Annotated in this window: 21 protein-coding genes; 15 read left to right on the top strand and 6 right to left on the bottom strand. The window is 68.5% G+C overall.

Annotated elements, in window-relative coordinates:
* Nucleotides 1–2 precede the first annotated feature (2 nt).
* From VAE46_RS06710 to VAE46_RS06645, 14 genes are all read left to right on the top strand, one after another.
* Nucleotides 3–1,022, top strand: coding sequence for a zinc-dependent alcohol dehydrogenase family protein (locus VAE46_RS06710; RefSeq protein WP_322796152.1), 1,020 nt, complete (start codon nucleotides 3–5; stop codon nucleotides 1,020–1,022).
* Nucleotides 1,023–1,032: 10 nt separating this feature from the next.
* Nucleotides 1,033–2,064, top strand: a complete 1,032-nt coding sequence (gene argC / locus VAE46_RS06705; protein WP_322796151.1) for an N-acetyl-gamma-glutamyl-phosphate reductase — start codon at nucleotides 1,033–1,035, stop codon at nucleotides 2,062–2,064.
* Complete coding sequence (argJ, locus tag VAE46_RS06700) at nucleotides 2,064–3,257, top strand: bifunctional glutamate N-acetyltransferase/amino-acid acetyltransferase ArgJ (protein WP_322796150.1); 1,194 nt, start codon at nucleotides 2,064–2,066, stop codon at nucleotides 3,255–3,257. The genes argC and argJ overlap by 1 nt, the downstream gene beginning before the upstream one ends.
* A complete protein-coding gene (gene argB / locus VAE46_RS06695) occupies nucleotides 3,254–4,018 on the top strand; it encodes an acetylglutamate kinase (protein WP_322796149.1) in 765 nt (254 codons plus the stop codon). The genes argJ and argB overlap by 4 nt, the downstream gene beginning before the upstream one ends.
* Before the next feature lie 61 nt (nucleotides 4,019–4,079).
* Nucleotides 4,080–6,185 (top strand): polyphosphate kinase 1, encoded by a 2,106-nt coding sequence (ppk1, locus tag VAE46_RS06690; protein ID WP_322796148.1) that lies wholly within the window; start codon nucleotides 4,080–4,082, stop codon nucleotides 6,183–6,185.
* Nucleotides 6,186–6,252: 67 nt separating this feature from the next.
* Entirely contained in the window at nucleotides 6,253–7,455 is a 1,203-nt protein-coding gene (locus VAE46_RS06685) for an acetylornithine transaminase (RefSeq protein ID WP_322796147.1), read from the top strand.
* A 26-nt stretch (nucleotides 7,456–7,481) separates the two neighbouring features.
* Nucleotides 7,482–7,838, top strand: coding sequence for an SdpI family protein (locus VAE46_RS06680; protein WP_322796146.1), 357 nt, complete (start codon nucleotides 7,482–7,484; stop codon nucleotides 7,836–7,838).
* 66 nt (nucleotides 7,839–7,904) lie between these two features.
* Nucleotides 7,905–9,140 (top strand): argininosuccinate synthase, encoded by a 1,236-nt coding sequence (locus VAE46_RS06675; RefSeq protein ID WP_322796145.1) that lies wholly within the window; start codon nucleotides 7,905–7,907, stop codon nucleotides 9,138–9,140.
* Nucleotides 9,141–9,154: 14 nt separating this feature from the next.
* On the top strand, nucleotides 9,155–9,508 hold the full coding sequence (locus VAE46_RS06670; RefSeq protein ID WP_322796144.1) for a hypothetical protein: 354 nt from the start codon (nucleotides 9,155–9,157) through the stop codon (nucleotides 9,506–9,508).
* Between the two features lie 5 nt (nucleotides 9,509–9,513).
* Nucleotides 9,514–11,133: an alpha-amylase family glycosyl hydrolase gene (locus VAE46_RS06665; RefSeq protein ID WP_322796143.1), complete on the top strand. Its 1,620-nt coding sequence runs from the start codon at nucleotides 9,514–9,516 to the stop codon at nucleotides 11,131–11,133.
* A gap of 24 nt (nucleotides 11,134–11,157) precedes the next feature.
* Complete coding sequence (locus VAE46_RS06660) at nucleotides 11,158–11,727, top strand: hydrolase (RefSeq protein WP_322796142.1); 570 nt, start codon at nucleotides 11,158–11,160, stop codon at nucleotides 11,725–11,727.
* Nucleotides 11,724–12,197 (top strand): MgtC/SapB family protein, encoded by a 474-nt coding sequence (locus tag VAE46_RS06655; RefSeq protein ID WP_322796141.1) that lies wholly within the window; start codon nucleotides 11,724–11,726, stop codon nucleotides 12,195–12,197. The genes VAE46_RS06660 and VAE46_RS06655 overlap by 4 nt, the downstream gene beginning before the upstream one ends.
* A gap of 91 nt (nucleotides 12,198–12,288) precedes the next feature.
* Nucleotides 12,289–14,742: a leucine--tRNA ligase gene (gene leuS / locus VAE46_RS06650; RefSeq protein WP_322796140.1), complete on the top strand. Its 2,454-nt coding sequence runs from the start codon at nucleotides 12,289–12,291 to the stop codon at nucleotides 14,740–14,742.
* Nucleotides 14,743–14,873: 131 nt separating this feature from the next.
* Nucleotides 14,874–15,533: a polymer-forming cytoskeletal protein gene (locus VAE46_RS06645; RefSeq protein ID WP_322796139.1), complete on the top strand. Its 660-nt coding sequence runs from the start codon at nucleotides 14,874–14,876 to the stop codon at nucleotides 15,531–15,533.
* 152 nt (nucleotides 15,534–15,685) lie between these two features.
* Here VAE46_RS06645 and VAE46_RS06640 read toward each other — a convergent pair whose 3' ends face one another.
* The 6 genes from VAE46_RS06640 to VAE46_RS06615 form a co-directional block, all read right to left on the bottom strand.
* Nucleotides 15,686–15,940, bottom strand: coding sequence for a hypothetical protein (locus VAE46_RS06640; RefSeq protein ID WP_322796138.1), 255 nt, complete (start codon nucleotides 15,938–15,940; stop codon nucleotides 15,686–15,688).
* A 117-nt stretch (nucleotides 15,941–16,057) separates the two neighbouring features.
* Nucleotides 16,058–16,591, bottom strand: a complete 534-nt coding sequence (locus tag VAE46_RS06635; protein WP_322796137.1) for a hypothetical protein — start codon at nucleotides 16,589–16,591, stop codon at nucleotides 16,058–16,060.
* Between the two features lie 2 nt (nucleotides 16,592–16,593).
* Nucleotides 16,594–17,076, bottom strand: coding sequence for a pantetheine-phosphate adenylyltransferase (coaD, locus tag VAE46_RS06630; RefSeq protein WP_322796136.1), 483 nt, complete (start codon nucleotides 17,074–17,076; stop codon nucleotides 16,594–16,596).
* Nucleotides 17,073–17,633 carry a 16S rRNA (guanine(966)-N(2))-methyltransferase RsmD gene (gene rsmD / locus VAE46_RS06625; protein WP_322796135.1) on the bottom strand — a complete coding sequence of 187 codons (561 nt, stop codon included), beginning with the start codon at nucleotides 17,631–17,633 and terminating at the stop codon, nucleotides 17,073–17,075. The genes coaD and rsmD overlap by 4 nt, the downstream gene beginning before the upstream one ends.
* On the bottom strand, nucleotides 17,633–19,240 hold the full coding sequence (locus VAE46_RS06620) for a glycosyl hydrolase family 18 protein (protein WP_322796134.1): 1,608 nt from the start codon (nucleotides 19,238–19,240) through the stop codon (nucleotides 17,633–17,635). Before VAE46_RS06620 ends, rsmD begins: the two co-directional genes overlap by 1 nt.
* A 117-nt stretch (nucleotides 19,241–19,357) precedes the next feature.
* Nucleotides 19,358–20,401 (bottom strand): S1C family serine protease, encoded by a 1,044-nt coding sequence (locus tag VAE46_RS06615; protein ID WP_322796133.1) that lies wholly within the window; start codon nucleotides 20,399–20,401, stop codon nucleotides 19,358–19,360.
* Nucleotides 20,402–20,681: 280 nt separating this feature from the next.
* Here VAE46_RS06615 and greA point away from each other — a divergent pair, with 280 nt between their 5' ends.
* Nucleotides 20,682–21,149, top strand: coding sequence for a transcription elongation factor GreA (gene greA / locus VAE46_RS06610; RefSeq protein WP_416223951.1), 468 nt, complete (start codon nucleotides 20,682–20,684; stop codon nucleotides 21,147–21,149).
* Nucleotides 21,150–21,158: the final 9 nt, after the last annotated feature.

Below are 21,158 nucleotides of genomic sequence, written 5' to 3'. Positions count from 1 at the left end.
CCATGCGTGCGATGCGCGTCCTCCAGCCCGCCCCGGCCCCGCAACGCCCGCTGGCACTGCAGGACCTCCCCGTTCCGTCGCCCGGGCCGGGCGAACTCCTGCTAAGGCTCACCGCCTGCGGTGTCTGCCGCACCGACCTCCAGCTCGCCGAGGGCGACCTCCCCGCACGCCGTCTGCCGATCACGCCGGGCCACCAGGCCGTCGGTGTCGTCGAGCAGGTCGGGGACGGCGTGGCCGGCTGGCGCCCCGGCGACCGCGCGGGAGTGGCCTGGCTGGCAGGCGCCTGCGGTGTCTGTCGGCGCTGCAAGGCCGGGCGCGAAAACCTCTGCGAATCCGCTGAATTCACCGGGTGGGACCGCGATGGCGGGTACGCCGACTACCTCGTTGCCCGCGCCGACTTCGCCTTCCCGCTCCCCGCCGGCTTCTCCGACCTGGATGCTGCCCCGCTCCTCTGCGGCGGGGTGATCGGCTACCGCTCGCTGCGCATCAGCGGCATCCAGCCGGGCGGCCGGCTCGGCCTCTACGGGTTCGGCGCATCCGCCTCCCTCGCCATCCAGGTCGCCGCCGCCTGGGGCTGCGAGGTCTACGTGGTGACCCGCTCCACCCATGAGCAGGAGCGGGCCCTGCGGCTGGGCGCGGCCTGGGCTGGCGGCTACGACACGGCCCCGCCGGTCCCCCTCGATGCAGCGGTCACCTTCGCCCCGGCGGGCGACGTGGTGCTCCACGCGCTGCGGGCGGTCGACCGCGGCGGCACGGTCGCCATCAACGCTATCCACCTCGACGGCATCCCGGCCTTCCCCTACGAAGACCTCTGGTGGGAGCGTTCGCTCCGAAGTGTGGCCAACTTCACCCGCCAGGACGCCCGCGAGTTCCTGCAGCTCGCCGCCGACATCCCGATTCGCACCGAGTACGACCTCTACCCGCTCGAAGCCGCGAACGAGGCCCTGCTGGCCCTTGCCGAAGGACGGGTCAACGGCGCCGCCGTCCTCGACCTCACTGGTTCGGTTGGCCCGCGCGCGTAACAATTCCCCCGTGACGTACCGGGTTGGCATCATCAACGTGACCGGCTATGCCGGGCTCGAGGCAGCTCGCCTCCTCTGGAACCATCCCCACGCGAAGCTCGTCGCAGCGACCGGTCGCTCCCTGGCCGGTCAGCGTCTCGGCGACGCCTTCCCGTCGCTGGGGATCTACGGCGACTTCCCCATTACCGAGACCATCGACCAGGACGTCGATGTCGTCTTCTCGTCGCTCCCGACGGCCGAAAGCGCGAAGGCCTGCGCCCCGTTCGTGCGGGCGGGCGTGCGCGTCATCGATATCGCCGCCGATTTTCGCCTCAAGGCGCCCGGCGCGTTCGAGCAGTGGATTGGCGGCGGCCAGCCGCACCCCGCGCCCGACCTCCTCGCCGAGGCGGTGTACGGCCTGCCCGAGCTGAACCGCGACGCCATCGCCAGCGCGCGGCTCGTCGCGAATCCCGGCTGCTACCCGGCGACGGCCATCCTGGCCCTCGCCCCGGCCGTCCGTGCTGGCATCATCGGGGAGCCCATCGTCGTCGATGCCAAGTCCGGCATCTCCGGCGCCGGCCGCGGCGGCGGCGCCGGGTTCGGCTACAGCGAAGTCAACGAGGACGTCTCCGCCTACAAGATCGCGAACCACAACCACCAGCCGGAGATCGCCCAGGAGCTGGGCAACCTCCGCGGCGGGGTGCCCCTGCGGGTGAGCTTCGTGCCCCACCTCGTGCCGATGACGCGCGGCATCCATGCCACCTGCTACGCCCCGCTCACCCGCGAGGTTTCCCAGGATGAGGTGCGGGCACTCTACCGCGACTTCTACGCGGGCGCACCGTTCACACGGGTCTCCGACACGCCGCCCCACACCAAACACACCCTCGGGACGAACATCTGCATCGTGCACCCCGTGGTCGACGCCCGGAACGGGCTCCTTGTCGTCGCCGGCGTGCTCGATAACCTCGGCAAGGGGGCGGCCGGCCAGGCGATAGAGAACATGAACCTCATGCTCGGCCTCGATCAGGCTGCCGGTCTCAACCTCCCGGCGGTGTACCCCTGATGCGCATCGACCCCGAAGGCCACGTTACCACGCCCCGGGGCTTCCGCGCCGGCGCTACCTACGCCGGCGTGAAGACCTACGGGGAAGGCAAGCTCGACCTCGCGGTCCTGGTTTCCGACGCCCCGTGCTCCGCGGCGGCGGTCTACACGCGCAGCCGGCTCCATGCGCCCTCCATCGATATCAACCGGGAAAAGTTGGCGCATCGGCCGGCCCGGGGTGTCGTCGTCAACGCCGGGGTCGCCAACGCCAGCACCGGCGAACGCGGCAAGCGGGATGGCTACGAGCTTGCACGGCTTGCCGCGGTCCATGCCGGCATCGCGCCCGAGGAAATGCTGGTCTGCAGCACGGGGGTGATCGGCCACTACCTCCCGATGGACCGGCTCGCATCCGCCATGCCCGCCATCGAGCTTTCCGCCGATGGCGGCCCCGCCTTCGCGCGCGCGATCATGACCACCGACACCCGGCCGAAGATGGGCGCTGTCCGCTTCGGGCCATACCACCTCGGCGGCTGCTGCAAGGGCTCCGGGATGATCCATCCCAACATGGCGACCATGCTTGCCTTCCTGGCGACCGATGCGCCGGTCGAGCAGGCGCTGCTCCAGCGGGCGCTCTCGGCCGTGGTAGATGAGTCCTTCAACCTCGTCTCCGTGGACGGCGATACCAGCCCGAGCGACACCGTCCTCCTCTTCGCCAACGGTGCCGCCGGTGGCGACCGCGTCGATGCGCACCACCCCCTCGCGGGCGACTTTGTCGCCGCCCTGCGGGCACTCTGTGTGCATCTTGCCCGCGAAATTGCCCGCGACGGCGAAGGCGCCACAAAACTCATCGAGTTCACTGTCAGCGGTGCCGCGACCGCCGACGATGCGCGCGCGCTGGTCCGCCAGCTTTCGACCTCGTACCTTCTCAAGTCGGCGATCCACGGCGCCGACCCCAACTGGGGCCGGGTCGCAGCGGTTGTGGGTCGTTCCGGTGTCGAGCTCGATGAGTCAGCGGTGACTATCGACCTTTGCGGTACGCGCGTGTTCGAAGCCGGACGCCCGACGGAATTCGACCCCATCGAGCTCTCCCGCCGGCTGCACCGGGCCGAAGTCAGTGTCGCCGTCCACCTCGGCGTTGGAACTGCGGCAGCCACCGGCTGGGGTTGCGACCTTTCCGCCGAATACGTCTCCATCAACGCGGACTACCACACATGAACGGGCCGATGGTCATCAAAATCGGGGGCAGCACCCTCGGGTCGGCCGACACCACCTTCGCGGACGTGGCCGCGTTCGCGAACGCCGGCGATATCCCGGTCGTGGTGCACGGGGGCGGCGCTGAAGCGAGCCGCTGGCTGGAGGCGATGCACATCCCCTCGCGCTTCGAGCGGGGTCTCCGCGTGACCGATGCCGCGGTCCTGCCGGTCGTCGTTGCCGTGTTTGCCGGCCTCGTGAACAAGCGAATCGTTGCCGCCATCAACGCGGCCGGGGCGCGCGCCCTCGGCTTTTGCGGCGCCGATGGCCGGGTGCTCGAATGCCGCATCGCCCATCCCGACCTTGGCTTCGTCGGCGAACCGGTTGCCGTCAACCCCGCGCCGATAGAGGCCCTCCGGGTCGCCGGCGTGGTGCCCGTCATCGGTCCCATCGGCTGCGTGCCTGCACCCGGCGCCGACCAGCTCGTCAACGTCAACGCCGATACGGTCGCGGGAAATATCGCCGCGGCCGTCGGCGCGCGCCGGCTCGTGTTCCTCACCGACGTCGATGGCGTGCGCGGGCCCGACGGCGAACGCATCCCGGACCTCACTGCCGCCCGAGCCCGCCAGCTCATCTCCGACGGCACCATATCCGGCGGCATGATCCCCAAGGTCGAAGCCTGCCTGCACGCTCTCGCGCTGGGCATCGAAGTCCAGATCGTCGACGGCCGGGTACCGGGCGCGCTGCGCCAGCTCGATGGCAGCGGCACCGTTTTTCGGCCCTGACCCCACCACATGTTAACCGCGACACGCTATCCTCTGCGGAGGATGGGCTGCAGGTGCGCCGGTGACAACACGTGACAGGTTTGACCCAGAAACCCTGGAGGCAGCCGCCCCGGCGCCGATCCCCGGGGGCTGGGATCTTGAGGACCCCGCGCTGTATCTCAACCGCGAGCTGAGCTGGCTCGAATTCAACCAGCGCGTCCTCGCCGAAGCCGAAGACCCGCGCAACCCGCTCCTCGAGCGCGTCAAGTTCGTCGCTATCACCGCTTCGAACCTCGACGAGTTCTTCGCCAAGCGGGTCGGCTGGCTCAAGCGCATGCTGGCCACTGATGCACGCGCGCAGACCGTGGATGGCCGCACGATCGCCGAGCAGTACGGCCTGGTCGTCGAACGCTGCCACCGGATGCGGCGCGATACCGAGCGCGCCTGGTCGGCGGTTCTCCTGCCGCTCCTCGCCGAACGGGGTATCCGCATCGTCCGTTTTGCCGACCTCGACCCCGCGTCCCGCGAACGCCTGCGCGAGTATTTCGAGCGCTCGATCTTCCCGGTGCTGACTCCGCTGGTGGTCGACCCGGCCCACCCCTTCCCGTTCATCTCGAGCGGTTCGCTGTCACTCGCCCTCAACGTGCGGCACCCCCACACCGGCCAGGACCGCTTTGCGCGTGTTAAGGTCCCGCCGAACCGGCCGCGGTTCGTCGATGCCGGCGACCTGCGCTTCGTGCTGCTCGAAGACCTGATCGCCGCGCACTGCGACCTCCTCTTCCCCGGCATGGAGGTCACCGAGTGGCACGAGCTCCGCGTGCTTCGCAGCGCCGAAACCGGCACGCCCGGCGAAGAAGCCGATGACCTGCTCGAGCTCATCGAGAGCGCCCTCCGCCGGCGGAGACTGGCCGAGGCCGTCTCGGTCGAAATCACCGGTTCGCTGCCGCCCGCGCGGATGGAGCTGCTGCTCGAAGAGCTGCAGGTGGCCGAATCCGATGTCTACCAGTCGGCCGGGCCGCTTGGCCTCCAGGATTTGATGCAGCTCGCCAGCCTCGAACTGCCGGAGCTGCGCGACCCGCCGTTCACGCCCGCTGTTCCGTCCGCGTTCGCCGCCTCCGGCGATGCGCCCACCCTGTTCGCCGCCATCCGCGAACGTGACTTGCTCGTGCACCACCCCTACGAGTCCTTCGACGAAACCGTCGCGCGCTTCGTCGAAGAAGCGTCCGAGGACCCGGCGGTGCTCGCCATTAAGGCAACGATGTATCGCACTTCGCCGGATTCCCCGATCCTCGAGGCTCTGATCGGCGCGGCCGGTCGCGGAAAGCAGGTGGCGGTGCTCGTGGAGCTTACGGCCCGCTTCGACGAAGCGAACAACATCCTCTGGGCGCGCAAGCTCGAATCGGCGGGTGTGCACGTCGCGTACGGGCAGCCCGACTTGAAAATTCACTCGAAAATCTGCCTGGTCGTCCGGGAAGAGGCCAACGGGGTCACGATGTACGCTCACATCGGCACCGGGAACTACAACTCGCGCACCGCCCGCGTCTACACCGACCTGGGCCTCTTCACGGCAGACCCCGGCATCTGCGGCGAAATCCTCCAAATTTTCAACCTGCTCACCGGCTTCGGTGAGCGGGTCGAAACGCGCGAGGTGCTCTCGGCCCCGGTGACGCTCCGCGCCGGCATCACCGAACGCATCCGCCGCGAGATCGAGCACGCGAGCGCCGGGCGGTCCGCCCGGCTCATCTTCAAGATGAACGCCCTGGAAGACTTGGAGAGCACCCGTCTCCTCTACGAAGCAGCACAGGCCGGCGTCGCCGTCGACCTCATCATCCGCGGCATCTGTCGCCTCCGCCCCGGGTTGCCCGGACTTTCCGAAAACGTCCGGGTGGTGAGCGTCATCGGCCGCTTCCTCGAACACGCCCGGGTCTACTATTTCCATAACGACGGCAATCCGGAGTTCTTCATCGGCAGCGCCGACCTCATGAAGCGCAACCTCGATGAACGCATCGAAGTGCTCGCGCCCGTGCGCGCCCCGGAACTCCGCGAGCGGCTGCTCGACCTGCTCGAGCTCCAGCTCAACGACCGCCGCCAGGGCTGGCGCCTGGTCGATTCGACCTGGCACCGCGACCCGGCCATCGACGCCCCCGGCTCGCAGGCCGTGCTCCTCCAGCGTGCCCCCTTCTCCTGAGCCGCCGAACGGTGCGGTTCTCTCCGTCGCACTTCCGCCGTACGATGGCGCTTCAGGAGGAACCCGCATGACCGACTGGATCGCCGAAGAGCACCGTTACCTGTTCCAGAACTACGGCCGCCAGCCGGTCGTCATTGAACGCGGGCAGGGCACCCGCTGCTGGGACACCGAAGGCAACGAGTACCTCGATTTCGTTGGCGGTGTGGCGGTCAACATCCTCGGGCACAGCCACCCGGCGGTGGTCCGTGCCCTCTCCGAGCAGGCCGCCACGCTCATGCATACCTCGAACCTCTTTTACTCCCGCCCGATGATCGAGCTCGCCCGCGTCCTCGTCGAACAGTCGGGGCTCGACCGCGCGTTCTTTTGCAACTCCGGCACTGAAGCGGTCGAGGCGGCCATCAAGCTCGCCCGTCGCTGGGGCCGGGATGTCAAACACGGCGCCTTCGAAATCATCACCACGGTCGACGGGTTCCACGGCCGCACCATGGGCTCGCTTTCGGCCACCGGCAACAGCCGCTACCGTGAGCCCTTCGAGCCCCTGGTCCCGGGGTTCGTCATCGTGCCCTGGAACAACCTCGAGGCCGTTCGCGCCGCCACCAGCGAGCGCACCGTCGCCGTCATGGTCGAACCCATCCAGGGCGAAGGCGGCGTCAACATGCCAGAGCCCGGCTATCTGGCGGGCCTCCGGCAGTGGTGCGATGAGCGCGGCCTGCTGCTGATCTTCGACGAGGTGCAGACCGGCATCGGTCGCACCGGCACCCTGTTCGCATTCCAGCACGAGGGCATCCGCCCGGACATCATGACCCTGGCCAAGGGCCTCGCGGCGGGCGTGCCCATCGGTGCCATCCTCGCCCGCGACGAGATCGCTGCCCACTTCGTGAAAGGCGACCACGGCAGCACCTTCGGCGGCAACGCGCTCGCCTGCGCTGCCGCGCTGGCCACTCTCCGGGAGGTGCTTGCTCCCGGGTTCCTCGAGCGCACGCGCGAGGCTTCTGAGCGCCTCATCTCACGCCTTCGCGCCATCGAGGACCGGCACGGGCTCGTGACCGGGGTCCGCGGTCGCGGCATGCTGCTGGCCGTCGGACTCGCCGCCGACGTCTCCGCCGACGTGGTCGAACAGGCGCGGCGCCGCGGCCTGCTGGTCAACAACGTGCGCCCCAACGCCATCCGCCTCATGCCGCCGCTCAACGTCTCGGACGACGAGATCGACCGCGCCAGCGACATCCTCGAAGCCGCGATTGCCGCCGTCGAATCGGCGGGAGGGAAGTAGCGGCGGGGCGCGAAAGGAGCGTTGCGATGTGGGTGGTGTTCCTCCTCACCCTGCTGGGCAGCGTCCTGGCGACGTGGGTCGGCTGGCGCGGCTGGCAGGAGCGGCTGCCCCGGCAGCACATCGCCGGCATTCGCACCCCGTACACCCTTTCCAGCGACGAACGGTGGCGCGCGGTGCACCGCTTCGGTGCCCCCTACCTCATCTTTGGCGGCGTTGCGGTCGCCGCCGGCTCCCTCGCGCTCCTGCCGTTCGCTATCGCCGGCCGCCTGCCGGGTACCTTCTCCGCTGGTGCGGCACTCGCGATGGCCATCGTGATGGTTACTGCCGCACTGGCTGCCTGGCAGCTGGGCGTCCGGTCGGCGCGCGCCTCGCTGGGCGAGTAGCAGCCGATTTCCCCAGCCGGCCCGTCAGGGGATACTGAGCGCAGAAGCATCGCCCCGGGAGCAGCCGTGCCGAAACTCGTCCTCGCCTACTCCGGTGGTCTCGATACCACCACCGCCATCAAGTGGCTCACCGTCGAACAGGGCTACGAAGTCATTGCCCTGAACATCGATGTCGGGCGCAGCCGCGAGCAGCCTGTGGTCGAATCGCGCGGGCTCGCGGCCGGCGCCGTCAAGGTTCGCGTCATCGATGCCCGCGAGGACTTCCTGCGCTACTTCGCCTTCCCGGCCCTGGCCGCCGGCGCGGTCTACCAGGACCAGTACCCCCTTGCCACGGCCCTCGCCCGTCCGTTGATGGCCAAGCTCCTCGTGGATGTTGCCCACGAGGAAGGTGCCACCGCGGTCGCCCACGGCTGCACCGGCAAAGGCAACGACCAGGTCCGCTTCGATGTCGGCATCCAAACGCTCGACCCCACCCTGAAAATCGTCGCGCCGACGCGCGAAAACGCGATGCCCCGTGACTACCAGATCGAGTACCTCCAGAAGCACGGGGTCGATATCCCCTGGGGTGAAAAAGGTCCCTTCTCCATCGACGAGAACCTCTGGGGCCGCAGCGCCGAGGCCGGCGTCCTGGAAGACCCGTGGCTCGAACCGCCGCGCGAGGCCTATGAATGGACCCGCGACCCGGAGGAAGCCCCTTCGACGCCGCAGTACGTCGAAATCGAGTTCGAGCACGGTATCCCCGTTCGGCTCGACGGGGAGGAGCCGGGGCCGGTCCAGCTCGTTGAACGGCTGAACGAACTCGGCGGCCTGCACGGCGTGGGCCGCATCGACCATGTCGAGGACCGGCTGGTCGGGATCAAGAGCCGCGAAATCTACGAGGCGCCGGCGGCGGTCATCCTGCACGCGGCCCACGCCGCCCTCGAGTCGCTCACGCTTTCGAAGCAGCAGCTCCGCCTCAAGAAACAGATCGCCACCGAATACGCCGAAATCATCTACAACGGCCTCTGGTTCAGCGCGCACCACCAGGACCTGGCCGCCTACGTCGCCAGCACCCAGCGCCACGTGACCGGCACCGTCCGGGTGAAGCTCCACCGGGGCAAGGCCACCGTGGTCGGTCGGAAGGCGCCACGCTCCCTGTACGACCGCGGACTGGCCACCTATGATCGCGGCGACACGTACGACCAGTCGGCGGCGGTCGGCTTCATCAACATCTGGGGCCTGCAGACCCGAACCCAGGTCCGCACCCAGCTCCTCGCCGACCTGCCCGCCGCCCTCCGCATTGCAACCCCGAACCAGGACTGAAACGGAGTACCGCCATGGCCACTGCCACCGCGACGGAAGGCCACATCAGCTACGAGGGTCCAAGCCCCGATACCGAGTTCCTCGGCTATTCGCAGGGCAATTTCCTTGTGACGGTTCCCGGCTGGAAGGCCCGCGAGGTGGCCGTGCTGCTCAATGCCCCCGCAGCCCGGCGGCTGATCGGCGAACTCGGCCTCGAGGATTCGCCCGAGACGCGGGACCACCTCACCCGGCTGGTCGGCGAAGCGTGGCTCCGCCGCGTGGTCGCCGGGGCTGCACCGTTCGAGTCGTTCGTCACTGTCTCGAACGGGTTTCTCGATGAGCATCCCGACCTCCTCGCCGAGGTCCGCGCCGCGGTGACCTCGGCCTGACCGCCATGACGGAGTGGTGGCGCGAGTCGGTCGTCTACCAGGTCTACCCGCGGAGCTTCCAGGACTCCAACGGCGACGGCATTGGTGACCTCGAGGGCATCATCTCCCGCCTGGACTACCTCAACGACGGCACACCCCGCTCCCTCGGCGTCGATGCGATCTGGCTTTCGCCCACGTTCCCCTCGCCGATGGCCGACTTCGGCTACGACGTCGCCGACTACTGCGACGTGCACCCCGATTTCGGCACGCTGGCCACCATGGACCGGCTCGTCACGGAGGCCCATCGGCGCGGTATCCGTGTCCTGCTCGACTGGGTTCCCAACCACACCAGCGACCGGCACCCGTGGTTCCTCGAGTCGCGCAGCTCCCGCGACAACCCCCGCCGTGACTGGTACGTCTGGCGCGACCCGGCGCCGGATGGCGGCCCGCCCAACAACTGGCTCTCGGTCTTCGGCGGCCCCGCCTGGACTTTCGACCCGGCAACCGGCCAGTACTACCTCCACTCCTTCCTGAAAGAACAGCCCGACCTGAACTGGCGCAACCCGGACGTCGAGCGGGCGATGCTCGATACCTTGCGCTTCTGGTTCGAGCGCGGCATCGATGGATTCCGCATCGACGTGATCGGCCGCATCCTCAAGCACCCCGAGCTGCCCGACAACCCGGAGAACCCGGAGTGGCGCCCCGGCGACCGCGAGCGGTTTCGCCAGCTCTCGGTGTACAACCACAACTACCCCGACGTTTTCGATGCGGTGAAGCGCATCCGCCGGGTCTTCGACGCCTACGAGGGCCGGGTCGCGGTGGGCGAGGTCTTCGGCACGCCCGAGGAGATCGCCCGGTTCTACGGGGAACCCGGTGAGCCCGGCCTGCACCTTGCCTTCAACTTCCACTTCATCCACGAGCGCGGGCACGAAATCACGCCCTGGCAGGCGCCGGTGCTCCGCCGCATCATCGCGGCCGCTGAGGCCACGGTGCCGGCCTTCAGCCAGCCCTGCTACGCCCTCAACAACCACGACCGGTCCCGCTTCGTCACACGTCATAACCATGACGGGCTCGGCGCCGTGCGCGCCCGCGCCGCAGCGCTGCTGCTGCTCGGCCTTCGCGCCACGCCGTTCGTCTACTACGGCGAGGAGATCGGCATGGCCGATGTCGACATCTCGCCCGAGCGCCAGCAGGACCCTGCCCGCTTTCGCTCTATCGGGCGCGACCCGGAACGCACCCCCATGCAGTGGGATGCTTCGCCCGGCCGGGGCTTCACCACCGGCGAGCCCTGGCTCCCATTCGGCCCGCTTTCGCCCAATGTCGCCGAACAGGATGGCGATCCGGGCTCGCTGCTCTCGCTCTACCGCGACGCGATCTGGACCCGCAAGGCGCAGCCGTCCCTCCATCGCGGGCGGCTCGAGGAGCTGCGCTGCGATGATCGCGTGGTCGGCTGGGTGCGCCGCGCCGAAGGTTCATCCCCGGTGTTGGTCGCCATCAACACTTCATCGGAGCCTGCCATTGTGTCGCTGCCGTTCGATGCCGGGACGGTGCTCATCTGCACCGAGCGGGGTCGCGATGGGCAAACCGTGAGGGCTGCCCTCGAACTCCCGCCGCTGGGCGCCGCCTGGGTCCAGGCCTCGGCCTAAGACCCGGTCTGCTATCCTCCAGCCATGACGGAGCCACGCCGCCGGATCCTCATCAGGGGCGAATCAGCCGGTGCAACGGAACGCGACAGCGACGAACGGCCCGCGCCGGCACCTGCACGCTGCGACTGCCCGCTCCTCGACCCGGACGAGTGGCACGAAGTCGAGAGCGACTGGTCCGATATCGCCTTTCTCAAAACGATGGTGACTGCGGTCGCCGGCGTGCCGGTGGGCTTCGATACCGCCCGTGCGGCACTCAAGGCGGCCGCTGCTGAACGCGGCATCGCCCTCCCCGGGGACGAGCAGCCGATGCTGCTGATCGGCGAAGGGCGCTTCCGGCGCCCCCTGCTCCTCGAGGTCGAGGCCGACCCGGGCGCCCGCGATGCCGACCTCTATCGGCCGGGCGGCTTTGCCTTCAGCCGCCTCGTGGAAGCGCCCTGGGGCGAGCTGGGCAAGGCCGCTCGCCAGCTCGAAGCCGACGCAGCCGCGCGGTACGGCCGCAAGCCCGACGCACTCTACGCGTGGTACCTCACCTGCGGTGTCTGCTCGCGCGACCGGAATTTCGAAACCCTCCTGCTCGCGCACTACCGCGCATGAGCGCCGCCGACCAGGTCGAACTCTACCTGCGCGTGCTTCTGGCCTTTGCGCTTGGCGGAGCCGTCGGCCTGGAACGCGAATATCGCGGCCACGAAGCCGGCATCCGCACTAACGCGCTGGTCTGCGCCGGGGCCGCCATGTTCGGCTCGATCTCGCTGCTGCTGGGTGATGACCGCGTCGCTGCCGCCGTGGTGCAGGGCATCGGGTTCCTCGGCGCCGGCATCGTCTTCCAGCGCCAGGGCACCGTCCGCGGTGTGACCACGGCCGCCACGGTTTGGGTGATGACCGCCATCGGCCTGGCCGTCGCCAGCAGGCTCTATCTGCTCGCGGTGCTCGTTGCCGCAACCACCATCGTCCTGCTCGAACTCGCGCCAGCCAGCGATTGGGTCCTCCGGACCGGGCGCCGGAGGCGGGCGCGCCGGCCTAAGCGGGCCGCTCCTGACGCTCAGGAGGGCGGCGGACTATCATGAGCGGCACAATGCGCGCCGTTCGGCGCACTGCCCGTGCCGGAGCGGCCCGGGCGACCACCTGATCAACCCCGTTCCCCTCCCGGAGCACGTCATGCCCGACCGTTATGACCCGTCCGTGATCGAACCGAAGTGGCGCGAGCGCTGGCTCGCCGACCGCCTCTACCACGCTCCGGACGACGACCCGCGGCCGAAATGGTACGCGCTCACCATGTTCCCGTACCCCTCCGGCGATCTCCACACGGGCCACTGGTACGCCATGGCCCCCTCCGATGCGGCCGCGCGCTACCGCCGCATGCAGGGCTACAACGTCCTCTTCCCGATGGGCTTCGATGCCTTCGGACTCCCCGCCGAAAACGCCGCCATCAAACGCGGCGTCGACCCGAAGGCGTGGACCTACGCCAACATCGAACGCATGCGCGGGCAGCTCCGCCTGATGGGGGCCGGCTTCGACTGGGACCGCGAAGTCATCACCAGCGACCCCGAATACTACAAATGGACCCAGTGGTGGTTCCTCAAGTTCTACGAAAAGGGCCTCGCCTACCGCGCCGAGGCAGCCGCCAACTGGTGCCCGGGCTGCCAGACCGTGCTCGCCAACGAGCAGGTCATCGACGGCCGCTGCGAACGCTCCGATGACATCGTCGAGCGCCGCTTCCTTACCCAGTGGTTCTTCCGTATCACGGCCTACGCCGAGGAGCTCTTGAAATTCGACGGCATCGACTGGCCCGAGCGCATCAAGGTGATGCAGACCAACTGGATCGGCCGCTCCGAAGGCGCCACCCTCCGCTTCCCGGTCGACGTCCCGGGCATCGACGAGCCCATCAGCGTCTTCACGACCCGCCCGGATACGGTCTACGGCGCCACCTTCATGGTGCTCGCGCCCGAGCACCCGCTGGTCGAGCGCATCACCACGCCGGAATGCCGCGCTGCGGTCGAGGCCTACCGCGTCCAGGCCAGCCGCCAGACCGAGATCGAGCGCCTTTCGACCGAGAAGGAGAAGACGGGCGTCTTCACCGGCGCCTATGCCATCAACCCGTTCAACGGCCGACGCATCCCGATCTGGATCGCCGACTACGTGCTCGTCACTTACGGCACCGGCGCCGTGATGGCGGTCCCGGCTCACGACCAGCGCGATTTCGAGTTCGCGACCCGCTTCGGCCTGCCGGTTATCCCGGTGTTCGACCACGACGAAATCGACGTCACGAAGCCGCTGACGGCCGCCTTCACGAAGGGGCGCCGGATGATCAACTCCGGCCCGTTCGACGGGACGCCCGCGGAGGAGGCGATTCGCAAGGTCATCGCCTACGCCGAAGCGCAGGGCATCGGCCAGGCGACCGTCACCTACCGCCTCCGCGACTGGCTCATCTCGCGCCAGCGGTACTGGGGCGCCCCCATCCCCATCATCCACTGCCCCGACCACGGCATCGTGCCCGTGCCGGAGTCGGACCTCCCCGTCCTCCTGCCCGAAAACGTCCGCTTCGACCCCACCGGCCAGTCCCCGCTCACCCAGGTCGAGGAGTGGGTGAACGTCCCCTGCCCCATCGATGGTCGCCCGGCCCGCCGCGAGACGGACACCATGGACACCTTCATGTGCTCCAGCTGGTACCAGATGCGGTACATCGACCCGCACAACGACCGGGAGCCGTTCAGCAAGGAGCTGGCCCGAAAGTGGCTGCCCGTCGACCAGTACACCGGCGGCGCCGAGCACGCCGTCATGCACCTCCTCTACACGCGATTTTTCTGGAAGGCCGCTCGCGACCTTGGCCTGGTGGAAGGGGATGAGCCGATGCTCCGCCTGTTCAACCAGGGCGTTATTCTCGGGCCGGACGGCAACCGGATGTCGAAGAGCCGGGGCAACGTGGTCGCCCCCGATGAGCAGGTTGCCCAGTGGGGCGCTGACTGCTTCCGCTGCCAGCTGATGTTTGTCGGCCCGTGGGACCAGGGCGGTCCGTACAACCCCACCGGCATGGCCGGCATCTCGCGCTGGCTCCACCGTCTCTGGTCGCTGGTGGTCGACCCCGTGCAGCTGACGGAGGCGCCGGACGCCCCCGCCACGCGGGAGCTGCGCCGGGTGACGCACCGCACCATCCAGGCCGTAACCGAGGACATCGAGCAGTTCCGCTTCAACACGATGATTTCGCGCCTGATGGAGCACAGCTCCGCCCTCCAGCGCGCCCGCGATGCCGGACCGGTGGATGCCGCGGCCTGGAACGAGGGCATCCGCACCGCGCTGCTGCTCACCGCACCCCTCGCGCCGCACATCACCGAGGAGCTCTGGGAGCGCATCGGCGGTCTGTACAGCATCCACACGCAGCGCTGGCCCACCGCCGACCCCGCCCTCGCCCGCGAAGAGGAAGTCGAGATCGCTGTGCAGGTGAACGGCAAGGTGCGCGACCGCATCGTCGTCCCGGCCGATGCGGCGGAGGCGGAGGTCGTGCAGCAGGCCCTCCGCCTCGAGCGCGTGGCGGCGCTGCTCGACGGCAACCAGCCTCGCAGGGTGGTGTACGTCCCGGGCAAGCTGGTCAACATCGTCGTCCAGGGCAGTTAGGCGTTCAGGTTAGGTCGTCCTTCGGTACACGGAATTTACATTTCCCGGTGGACTGCTGGTGACGACGGGGGTACGTTGCACCTGTGCACGGCGAGCGCACCCCGCAGGCGCATCCGCCGGCAGGAGGGCCTATGCAAATCAAAAAATCCCCCCGCGAAACTCCCTACCCGGACGCCGTCTCCCGCTACGAACGGGAACGCTTCACCGCCGAATCGGACCTCTACGCCTCCGACTCCGCCGGCGAGGCCTACGGTCGGCCGGCGGCCGGTAGCCGGACCCAGCAGGCCCCGCAGCGCGATGAGCCCCGGGCCGAGGCGCCGGTCCGGAGCGAGAGCCTGATCGATCGCCACTCCTCGTTCGATGGGCGCTTCGAGACCGAGCAGGACCTGCGCATCGAGGGCGCGATTAGCGGCGAAGTCATCTGCCGCGGCCTCCTGACCCTTGAGAAAGATGCCTCCGCGCGCGCCCGCGTCCAGGCCCGGGAGGCCCACCTCAAGGGGCGCCTCGAAGGCGACATCGTTTGCTCCGGCCGCCTGACCATCGCCGCGACCGCTGTGGTCACGGGAACCATCAAGGCCCCGGTGCTGGTGGTCGAAGAGGGCGCCTCCATTTCGGGCAACGTGGATACCACCCAGAAGTCCGCCGAGACCGTTGCCCGCTCAGCCGCCAGGGCTGCGGAGCCCGCCCCGGCTGAGCCCGCTGCCCCGGTTTCACGGGTCAGCCGCCGCGAGGTGCCAACGTTCGCCCTGGTTTCCAGCGAAGCCGAACCTGCAGCTGCTGAGCGGCGCTAATTACTGGACTGCCCGTGCCGGCCGTTAGCGGCGTTTGGCACGCGTCGATTGGTGAGCATTACGCCAGCAGAAGAGGGGTGTCATGTCGACACCCCTCTTCTGATCCTGCCTTCATCCGGGCCAGGTGTGTGAACGCCGGCCGATTTGCCCGCTCAGGAAACGGTGAAGTACACGACTCCGTCGACTACCCAGGTGTTGGCGCTCTTCCCAAGACGGCGTGCAGCGCGGCTGATGCGCATCGCAATGGCGCGCGGAGTTTCGCCCGGGGCGGGGACGAGCTTGCCTGCGCGCCCGGCGGGCACCGATTCGACGTACTTCTCATATTCCCGCATGCGTGGCGCCAGCCGACCGGTCTGGCGCGCAGGGCGGGGCGCTTCCGTATCTTTGATGACAGTAAATTCGGCCATGTGATGAACTCCTGCCGTGGCGCTTGCCTGCGCCGTTGATTGCACCTCAAGTGTAACGATACGCGCTCGTGTGCACGGGCGACAATCCTGTGTCGCGTTGAAATATCGAGCCCGCGCTCAGCGCTCGCGCTGCAGGTTGTCGATGCTGACGCGGATCGAATCAAGAAAACTCTGGAGCTGGTGCTCCAGCCGGCGGAGCACTTCAAGCGCATACCGGTCCGCATCGTCGAGCTCTTTGCTCGCCGCTTCTGCCGCTTCGCTCAGGTGCGCCGCAGCCGTAGCGTCAGCCTCGGCAATGATTTGCCGTGCGCGCGCTTCGGCGTCCATCAGCATCTGCTGGCTGCGCTCCTGCGCCTCGCGCGTGATGGCGTGCTCCTCCACCAGCTGTGCGCGCTCGCGCTCAGCCCGTTCGATCATCTTGCGCGCGCTCAGGTGCGCGTCATCGAGGATTTGCTGTCGCGCCTCAAGAATCTGTTGCGCCTGCCGCAAATCGGCGGGGATTGCCAGCCGCAGCTGGTCGACAAGGTCGAGCAACCGTCTCCGGTCGACCACGAGATTGCCACCCACGGGCAGCCGGCGCGATTCCAGCACCAGCTGTTCCAGCGCGTCGATGAGGTCGAGGAATTCGAGGTTCGGCCCTTCCGGGCTCACGGCTACTCCTGCCCGAGCTTCGCGCGGATCGCTGCCCGCACGTGGGGCGGCACAAGGTCCGCAACATCATAGCCGAAGCGCGAAACCTCCCGAATCCTGCTCGCGCTGATGTAGAGAAATTCCTGGTTGGCCATCAGAAACACCGACTCGAGGTGGGGCGCCATCTTCCGGTTCATCATCGCCATATCGAACTCGACCTCGAAATCGCTGACCGCCCGGATGCCGCGCACAATCGCCACCGCGCCCTTGCGCTTCGCAAACTCGACCGTCATCTCGTCGAACCCCTCGACCTCGACGGTCGGCAGGTTCGCGACCGCCTGCTTCACCATGTCGATCCGCTCTTCCCAGGTGAACATCGTGGCTTTATCGCGTCCCTTGACCACGGCGACGATCACCCGGTCGAACAGGTGCGTCATCCGCACAATCAGGTCGAGGTGACCGTTGGTGATCGGGTCGAATCCGCCCGGGTAGACTGCGATTCTCATTCCCCCTCCAGGTGCCCGTAGAGCGCGATTGCGGTATCGCCGTAGGTCCGCCGCTCGAGCAGCTGTAGCCCTGCCGGGCGTCCCGGCGGATTGTACCGGCTCGCATGCTCGAAGACGATCAGCCCACCGGGCGCCAGCAGCCGCACCGAACCAAGCAGCACTTCCTCCCGGGCAGGGTCGTCGTACGGCGGGTCGATGAAGATCAGGTCGAATTCGCCCTCCAGCTGGGTCAGTGCAGCCGGCAGGCGACCGCGCAGCACGGTGCCCTGCGCGGCGAAGCCAGTGCGGCTCAGGCTCTGCAGGATGGCCGCCGTGCAGGCGCCCTCGGCTTCGACGAAGGTGGCATGCGCTGCGCCCCGGCTCAGCGCCTCGATCCCAAGCGCACCGGTCCCGGCGTAAAGGTCGAGGACGCGTGCCCCGCGCACGCGCTCGCCGAGGATGTTGAAGATCGCCTCGCGGACCAGTCCCGAGGTCGGTCGGAGCCGCACGCCTTTGGGTTCGGCGAGGGGAACGCCCCGCGCCGTTCCGCCCGCAATCCGGACGCCCCGGGTTGCCATCAGTTGCCGGACCCCGGGGTCGGCGTCGTCGCGGCCTCGCGCTGGCGCACGACGACTTCGACCGAGTTTTCGAACAGGGCCACGCCGTCGCTCAGGGTCAGCGAAATCGTGTAGGTGCCGGGCTGCGACGGCGTGAACCAGCGCGCTGAGCCGCGTCCCGTGTCTTCCATGTTGCCGCCCGAGGCCGCCCAGCGCGGCTTGAGGTCCTCTGCGTTGGGCTGCGTGAGAGTGGGCAGGCCGCTCGTGACGAACGGGATGATTGCCGGCCAGATGTTCCCAAGCAGCACGTTCTCAGAGGCGTCTTCCACGGCGACACCCCCCAGCCGATAGGTCGGGATCAGCTCGAGCTTGAAGCCGATGCTGAAGACGTTCTCGATGTACACCGTCCGGCTGCCGCCGCCCTGCGGCTGCTTGTAGCTGAACGCCACGGTGGCCGTCTCCGGGTACCACCGCAGCCCCGTGAGCCCCTCGTCCCGGTCGATGTTCGTCCCGGCAACATCAACCTGGGTGCTGGTCGTAATCGCTTCGGCCTGCGCGCGCACGCTGATGCGCGTGGCGATATTCATCGCATCGACCAGCGTAAGCCTGCCGATCACGTCGCCCCCGGTTTCGGTCGAGTACGGCGAGACGGTGAGCACCAGCTTCGACGGCGTCACCCGCTCCGTGAGGAACTGGAGCACCTCGGACATGACCAGCCGGAAGGTCGCCTGGTCGCGGTAGGGCGCGATCTTGATCAGGTCCGCGCGCTTCGCGAGCTCCGCATAGTCGTACGCGCCTTCATCGATCCGGTTCTGCGTCTTGATCGGCGAGGGAAGGGTGAGCGTGAGCTGTCGCCCCTGCGCGTGCAGGGCATCGGCCAGCTCGCCGACGAACAGGGTGAACGACGTCCGCTGCGTGGCCGGCAGATCGAGGTAGGCGATGTCGATGCCGCGCAGCCCGAGCTCGTTCACTTTCGCGAGGATCTGCTGCACGTGGTTCGTCCGGGACCGGGCATCAGCGAGCAGCGATTCCACCACTGCCACCTGCCCCTGCACGCTCGCGTTCGCCGCGATGACGGGATACACCTCGTACCCCCTTCCCTGGGCCACCGTCGAACTGAGCTCTCCCCCGATAGTCCCGTCGGCATTCGGGGCGAAATCGAGCGGGTGGACAATCGTGACGTGCGGCTGGGCCTCCCGGTGGAGCGTGGCATTGTGCGGCAGATAGGCCACCAGCACGCCGCCCGGCGTCATCCGCCGCAGGACGGCCATCACCGCCGGCGCCTCTTTGAACGTCGCTGTCGCGACGCGGCCCTGTGCATCCACGACCGCCGGCGCGATGGGGTCCCAGCGCTGCGCCGTCTCGTCGTAGCGGAAGAAGCTGAGCAGCTGACCGTCGGTCGCCTCACGGGTGAGGGCCGCCTGCACCTGGAGGTCGAAGCCCGGCTGGGTCGGTGTCGCCTCGGGGTTGAGCTCGAAAATGCGCGAGGCGAACTCATAGCCTTCAGGTGCAGCGATATTACGGTCCGAAGGGCAGTAGACGTCGACGCACTCGCTGCCGCCGCAGGCCCGAAGGAAGACGAACCCGCCGAGCAGAACCAGCCCGACCAGGATCGCGCCGAGCGCCACGGCCCGGCCGACGCCTGGCCGCCTGTTCCCTCGCCCCAGCACCTGACCGCCGCCGGCTCCCCACGGGAGCCGCCCGCCGCCGCTCATGAGCGGCCCATCTCCCGCCGGCAACCGGTGTCATGACCGTTTCGCAAGTCGTACCTCGGTCTCGATTATCCGGCCATTCCGATTGAGGACAACCTTCACCGTTTCGCCCGGCGCGTGCTCTTCCAGCGCGTTCAACAGCGGCGTCGAACGGTCCACCTGGCGGTCCCCGACCTGGATGATGACGTCGCCCGCGCGGATGCCGGCGCGGGCAGCCGCCCCGCCGCTCGCCAGGTTCAGGATCACCGCTCCCGAATCGGTCGCAAGCGCTGGCAGGCGGGCCGCAACCTCATCCGTCAAATCCAGGTGCTCCGCCTCCAGCGACGGCCGCGGAATCGGCCCCTGCGCTTGGATAATCTGCCGGGCAATGGCCATCACACGGTTGGAGGGGATGGCGAACGCCACCCCCTGAACGGACTGTCCGCTGCCTGTTTGGCGCAGTACCGACGTCGGCATGCCGATGAATTGCCCGGCCAGGTTGACCAGCGCACCCCCGCTGTTGCCGCTGTTGATCGCTGCATCCGTCTGGATGATGTCGTCGCGTCGAACGCCGTCGGAGACGCGCGACCTGCCCAGCCCGCTGATGACCCCGACCGTCACCGCACCGTACAGCTCGCCGAGGGGATTGCCGATGGCCAGCACAGTCTGTCCGACGCGCAGCTCTGTGGAATCTCCGACCTCCATCACCGTCAGCCCCACCGGCGCCACCTGGAGGACCGCGACATCGTTGAACGGGTAATCATGGCCGATGAGGACGGCCGGCCGCTCGCTCCCGTCCGGGAAGACGGCTTTCAGCTGGTCGGTTCCCAGCACCACGTGGGCGTTGGTCACGATGTAGCCCTCGGCGCTGATGATGACTCCGCTGCCAACGTCGAGTTCGCGCCGGGTCGCGCTCTCGATTCGTACTACCGCCGGCGCCGCCCGGGCAGCTGCCTCCGCAATGGCGTCGCTGACCTCGACCTGCAGGGCCGTCGTCGACGTCGGGGATTCCTGGTCCGCGTTGCCTGCTCCGTCCCCGGCAAGAAGCGCTCCGACCACTCCCCCGACCACCCCGCCGAAGAGGGCGGCTGCGGTCACTCCCGCGAGGATGCGCCAGGGCCCGCCGCGCCGGGGGGCGGCGACAGGTTCAGGCCCGGGCGGGCTGGTCTCCGGTTCTGCGGCCGGCGTTCGCGGCGGCTCCGCGGGCGGCCGCCACACGTACCCCGGCTCCGGCCGCCCCTGACTCTCGTCGCTCATCCCGTACTCCCGACCGCGTCGATTGCCGCGCCTCTTCGCGCACCGCTATACTGCAGCCCGAACTGAGGCAAGGCGCGGCCTCAGTTCGTTTGTTCTGGTGCACCTGGCCAAAGGGTACGACATGACTGAGAAGACGGTTCCCCTCACCCGTGAAGGAAAGGCAAAGCTCGAGCAGGAGCTCGAGCAGCTCCGCATCCGCCGGCGGGAAGTGGCCGAAATGATCCACAACGCCCAGGAGCAGGGCACCAGCCAGAACGACGCGGAATACGACGACGCCAAGATGGAGCAGGGCCGCGTCGAAGGCCGAATCCTCGAGCTCGAAGACATCCTGCGCAGGGCGAAGGTGATCGACGAAGCCGCCGCGCACTCCGCCGACCGCGTCATGGTCGGCTCCACCGTCGACGTCGAGCAGGATGGCGTCGTGCGCCAGTACCGCATCGTCGGCGGCCCCGAAGCCGACCCCCTGCAGGGCAAAATTTCGAACGACTCGCCCGTTGGCACGGCGCTCCTTGGCAGGGCCGTCGGCGATGTCGTCACGGTCAACGTGCCGAAGGGCGTCATCCGCCTGAAGGTCCTCAAGATCGAGTAATCACCGGCG

It is taken from the genome of Tepidiforma sp., assembly GCF_034433535.1.
Lineage (GTDB): Bacteria > Chloroflexota > Dehalococcoidia > Tepidiformales > Tepidiformaceae > Tepidiforma.
The sequence above is the reverse complement of the archived record's forward strand: the minus strand, read 5'-3'. Positions and strand labels throughout refer to the sequence as shown.